The organism is Streptomyces sp. adm13(2018) (assembly GCF_008042145.1).
Lineage (GTDB): Bacteria > Actinomycetota > Actinomycetes > Streptomycetales > Streptomycetaceae > Streptomyces.
The window spans coordinates 1-4958 of sequence record NZ_RDBH01000090.1 but is presented as its reverse complement, the minus strand read 5'-3'; the positions used below and the strand labels follow the sequence as shown (position 1 = coordinate 4958).

The 4958-nt window shown below is 74.2% G+C and carries 2 protein-coding genes and 2 pseudogenes; 1 reads left to right on the top strand and 3 read right to left on the bottom strand.

Features of this window, described 5'->3' with window-relative positions:
• Positions 1–111 precede the first annotated feature (111 nt).
• Positions 112–234 (top strand): annotated as a pseudogene (locus tag EAO70_RS39025) (flavodoxin-dependent (E)-4-hydroxy-3-methylbut-2-enyl-diphosphate synthase); the annotation flags it as partial.
• Here the strand turns inward: EAO70_RS39025 and EAO70_RS08195 are convergent.
• The 3 genes and pseudogenes from EAO70_RS08195 to EAO70_RS08185 all read right to left on the bottom strand — a co-directional run.
• Positions 213–1953, bottom strand: a pseudogene (locus EAO70_RS08195) (1-deoxy-D-xylulose-5-phosphate synthase); the annotation flags it as partial. The pseudogenes EAO70_RS39025 and EAO70_RS08195 overlap by 22 nt on opposite strands.
• Positions 1954–1970: 17 nt before the next feature.
• Positions 1971–2996, bottom strand: coding sequence for a 4-hydroxy-3-methylbut-2-enyl diphosphate reductase (gene ispH, locus EAO70_RS08190; RefSeq protein ID WP_148002348.1), 1026 nt, complete (start codon positions 2994–2996; stop codon positions 1971–1973).
• On the bottom strand, positions 2993–4958 hold a 1966-nt coding region (locus EAO70_RS08185; protein ID WP_148002347.1), incomplete at its 5' end, for an ABC transporter ATP-binding protein. The genes EAO70_RS08185 and ispH, both read right to left, overlap by 4 nt.

The window sequence follows — 4958 nt, the reverse complement described above, 5'->3', positions numbered from 1 at the left end:
GATCTCGGTGCAGTCGATGACGACGACACTCACCTCGGACGTCAACGCCACGCTCCAACAGATCGCCGAACTCACCGCCGCGGGCTGCGACATCGGATCTCGGTGCAGTCGATGACGACGACACTCACCTCGGACGTCAACGCCACGCTCCAACAGATCGCCGAACTCACCGCCGCGGGCTGCGACATCGTACGGGTGGCCTGCCCCTCCCAGGACGACGCGGGATCGCCCCCGTCCCCACCGCCCTCGTGGAACTCGGCCTCGGCCACTCGCTGGTCGCCACCGTCGACGACGGCGCGGGCGATGTGGCGGCCGGTCAGTCCGTGGGCGGCGAGGATGTCGTCGCGACGGCCGTGGTCGAGGAAGCGCTGAGGCAGTCCGAAGGTACGGACGGGGGTGCGGGCGCCCGCGTCGGCGAGGGCCTGTGCGAGGGCGGCCCCGGCGCCACCGCTGCGGCCGCCGTCCTCGACGGTGGCGACCAGCGAGTGGCCGAGGCCGAGTTCCACGAGGGCGGTGGGGACGGGGGCGATCCAGCGGGGGTCGACCACGGTGACGCCGAAGCCGTGCTCCGCCAGGCGGTCGGCCGCCTCCAGGGACACCCCGGCCATCGCGCCGACGGAGACGAGCAGGACGTCCGGGGCGTCGGCGTCCGCGCGGCGCAGGACGTCCATGCCGTCGAGGGTGGCGACGGCGGGGAGGTCGGGGCCGGTGGATCCCTTGGGGAAGCGCAGCGCGGTCGGGCCGTCCTGGATCGCGAGGGCCTCGCGCAGGGCGCGGCGCAGGGTGGCGGCGTCGCGGGGGGCGGCCACGCGCAGGCCGGGGACCATCTGGAACAGCGGCAGGTCCCACATTCCGTTGTGGGAGGCGCCGTCGTCGCCGGTGACGCCGGCCCGGTCGAGGACGAAGGTGACCGGGGCGCGGTGCAGGGCGACGTCGAGCAGCATCTGGTCGAAGGCCCGGTTGAGGAAGGTGGCGTACACCGCCACGACGGGGTGCAGTCCGCCGAGGGCGAGGCCGGCGGCGGAGGTGACGGCGTGCTGCTCGGCGATGCCGACGTCGAAGGTGCGGTCGGGGAAGCGTTCGGCGAAGGCGGTGAGGCCGGTGGGGGCGAGCATGGCCGCGGTGAGGGCGACGACGTCGGGGCAGCGGGCGCCGAGGGCGGCGAGTTCGTCCCCGAAGACGTCGGTCCTGTTCGGCGGGGGCGTGACCGCGGCCCTTCTCGGTCACGCAGTGGACGACGACGGGCCGGCCGAGTCCGGCGGCGTGGCGGAGGGCCTCTTCGAGGGCTTCGATGTCGTGGCCGTCGACGGGGCCGACGTACGCGAGGCCGAGGTTCTCGAAGACGGAGTGCGGGGGGCGGTCCTCGGTGCGCAGGCGGGCCAGGTGGGCCGGGATGCCGCCGACGGTGGGGGCGTAGGAGCGGGTGTTGTCGTTGAGGACGACGACGACCGGGCGGTCGGCGCCGTCGGCGAGGTTGTTGAGTGCCTCCCAGGCCATGCCGCCGGTCAGGGCGCCGTCGCCGATGACGGCGACGACGGCGCGGTCGGTGGCACCGGTCAGTCGGTGGGCCTTGGCGAGGCCGTCGGCGTAGGAGAGGACGGTGGAGGCGTGGGAGTTCTCGATGACGTCGTGCGGGGACTCGGCGCGCGAGGGGTAGCCGGAGAGGCCGCCGGGCTGGCGCAGGGTGCCGAAGGCGTTCGCACGGCCGGTGATGATCTTGTGGGGGTAGGTCTGGTGCCCGGTGTCCCACAGGATCTGGTCGCGCGGGGACTCGAAGACCCGGTGCAGGGCGAGGGTGAGCTCGACGACGCCGAGGCTGGGGCCGAGGTGGCCGCCGGTGCGGGTGACCTCCTCGACGAGGAGGTGCCGGATGTCCGCGGCGAGCTCCTCGGTCTGCGCGGGGGTGAGGGTGCGGAGGTCGTCGGGTCCGTGGACCGACGCGATCGACGTCATGACAGATCCTGTTCTGGTCACAGGGCCTCATCGGCCAGAGGGGTCCGGGGTACCCGGCCGGTGACCGGGTCGGCCAGCCGGGCGGGCATGGAGAAGACGACGTCCTCGGCGATGCCGTCGTCCAGTTCGACGTCGTGCCAGCCGAGTGCGGCGAGCCGGTCGACGAGCCCGCGGACGAGGATCTCCGGGGCGCTGGCGCCGGAGCTGATGCCGATGCTGGAGACTCCGGGGAGCCAGGTCTCGTCGAGGTGGCCGGCGTCGGGGACGAGGTGGGCGGCGCTGCCGTGTTCGCGGGCGACCTCGACCATCCGGATCGAGTTGCTGGAGTTCCGGGAGCCGACGACCAGGACGAGGTCGTTGTGGCGGGCGAGGGACTTGACGGCGTTCTGGCGGTTCTGGCTGGCGTAGCAGATGTCGCCGTCGGCGGGGCCGGCGAGGTCGGTGAAGCGGGCGCGCAGGGCGTCGACGACCCGGCGGGTCTCATCGAAGGAGAGGGTGGTCTGGGTGAGGTAGGCGACGGGTGTGTCGTTCGGGAGGTCGAGGGCGGCGACATCGTCCTCGTTCTCGACGACGATGGTGCGCTCGGGGGCCTCGCCGCGGACGCCTTCGACCTCCTCGTGCTCGGCGTGGCCGACGAGCAGGATGGTCCGGCCGTCGCGGGCGTAGCGGACGGCGGCCTGGTGGACCTTGGAGACCAGGGGGCAGGTGGCGTCGATGACTTCGAGCCGGCGGTCGGCGGCGCCGCTGCGGACGGCCGGGGAGACGCCGTGGGCGGAGAAGACGCACACGGCGCCCTCGGGCACCTCCTCCTCGCTGTCGACGAAGCGGGCGCCGCGCTTCTCCAGCTCGGCCACGACGTGGTGGTTGTGGACGATCTCCTTGCGGACGTACACCGGGGCGCCGTGGAGGTCGAGGGCGCGTTCCACGATGCCGATGGCGCGGCGCACTCCGGCGCAGAAGCCGCGCGGCTGGGCGAGGACGACGCGCGGGGGCCGGTGGTCGGCCGGGGCGTCCGGGCCGGCCGGTCGGATGGTGGCGCTCATGAAGCGTTCCGTTCGTAGGAGTCGTGGGTGAGGGTCGCGGGGCGCGGGGCGGGGACCGCCGCGGGTGGGTGCCCCTGGGAGGCGCGCCACAGTGCGGCGTAGATCCCGTCCAGGGCGAGGAGTTCGTCGTGGGTGCCGTCCTCCCGGATGCGGCCGTCGTCGACGACGACGACGCGGTCGGCGCGGGAGGCGACGCTGAGGCGGTGGGCGACGATCAGGGCGGTGCGGCCGCTGACGAGGCGTTCGGTCGCCCGGTTGACCAGGGCCTCGGTGGCGAGGTCCAGGGCGGCGGTGGCCTCGTCGAGCAGGAGGACGTCCGGGCGGACGAGTTCCGCGCGGGCCAGCGCGACGAGTTGTCGCTGTCCGGCGGAGAGGTTGTGCCCGCCTTCGGTCACGCGGTGGTCGTAGCCGGAGTCGAGGCCGCTGAGGGTGTCGTGGGCGCCGACCCTGCGGGCGGCGTCGATGACCTCGGCGTCGGTGGCGTCGGGCCGGCCGTAGGCGATGGCCTCGCGGACGGTTCCGGCGAAGAGGTAGGGCTCCTGGGGGACGACGCCGAGCCGTCTGCGGTAGGCGGTGAGGTCCAGGTCGCGCAGGTCGGTCCCGTCGACGCGGACGGTTCCGCGGGTCGGGTCGTGGAACCGGGCGGCAAGCTTGACGAGGGTGGACTTGCCGGCGCCGGTGGTGCCGACGAAGGCGACGGTCTGGCCCTGCGGGATGCGCAGCCGGATCCCGGTCAGCGCGGGGCGGCCGTCGCGGTAGTGGAAGTCGACGTCGTCGAAGACCAGTTCGCCGCGCAGGGAGCGGACGGGGCGTGCGTCGGCGGCGTTCGGGGTGGTGCTGCGCAGCCGGAGGAGGTCCCGGATCCGCAGCAGGGACACCTGGGCCTGCTGGTAGCCGTCGAAGAGCTGGGAGAGCTGCTGCACCGGGACGAAGAAGAGGTCCAGGTAGAGGAGGTAGGCGACGAGGGCGCCGACCGTCATGGTGCCCGCGGCCACCCGGTGCGCTCCGACGGCGAGGACGACGGCGGTGACGCAGGCGGCGAGGAGCTGGATGAAGGGGAAGTAGCGGGCGGAGAGGAGCTGGCCGCGGACGCGGGCGCGCCGGTAGGCGTCGCTGTGCCGGGCGAAGGCGGTGACGACGGAGTCCTCGCGGCGGAACGCCTGCACGGTGCGCATGGCGGCCGCGCTCTCCTGGAGGGCACCGTTGACGACGGCGAGCCGTTCCCGGGCGTCCGCGTAACTGCGTGCGGAGGCGCGGCGGAAGGCGATGGTGGCGAGGGCGATCGGCGGGAGGACGGCGAGGACGACGAGGAGCATCCCGGCGTCGGCGGCGCCGAGCGCGACGAGCACGCCGGCCAGGGTGAGGAGGCTGACGAGGACGCCGATCAGACCGGTCTGGAGGAAGGAGGAGAGCGAGTCGACGTCGGTGGTCATCCGGGTGAGGGTGCGGCCGGACGCCTCGTTCTCGAAGTGGTCGAGCCCCAGGCGGTGCAGGTGCGCGAAGACTCGGATGCGCAGGCCGTACAGCAGCCGCTCCCCCGTGCGTCCGGTGACCCGGACCGCGGCCCACTGGACGGCGTACTGGGCGAGGACGAGGGCCAGCGCGGTGAGGGAGGCCGTGGCGACGGCGCCGAGGGCGAGGTGGTGGGCACCGCCCTCGATGCCCTGGCGCAGGACGAGGGGCAGGGTGAGTCCGGCGAGCGCGTCSGCGACGACCAGGGCGAGGCCGAGGGCGAGCGGCAGGCGGTGGCCGCGCAGCAGGTGGCGCAGTCCGAACTCTCCGTCGCCGTGGGTCCGGGGGTCGCGGGCGGCCTCCGCCTCGTCGACGCCGGGAAGGTCGAGGGCCGGCGGCAGCGCCGCGACGCGGGCCCGCATGCGCGCGGCCGCGGAGTGCGGGGCGGTGGTGGTCTTGGGGGTGGTCGGCGCGGCGGGGCGCTTACGGTGTCCGGCGGGGGCCTGCGGC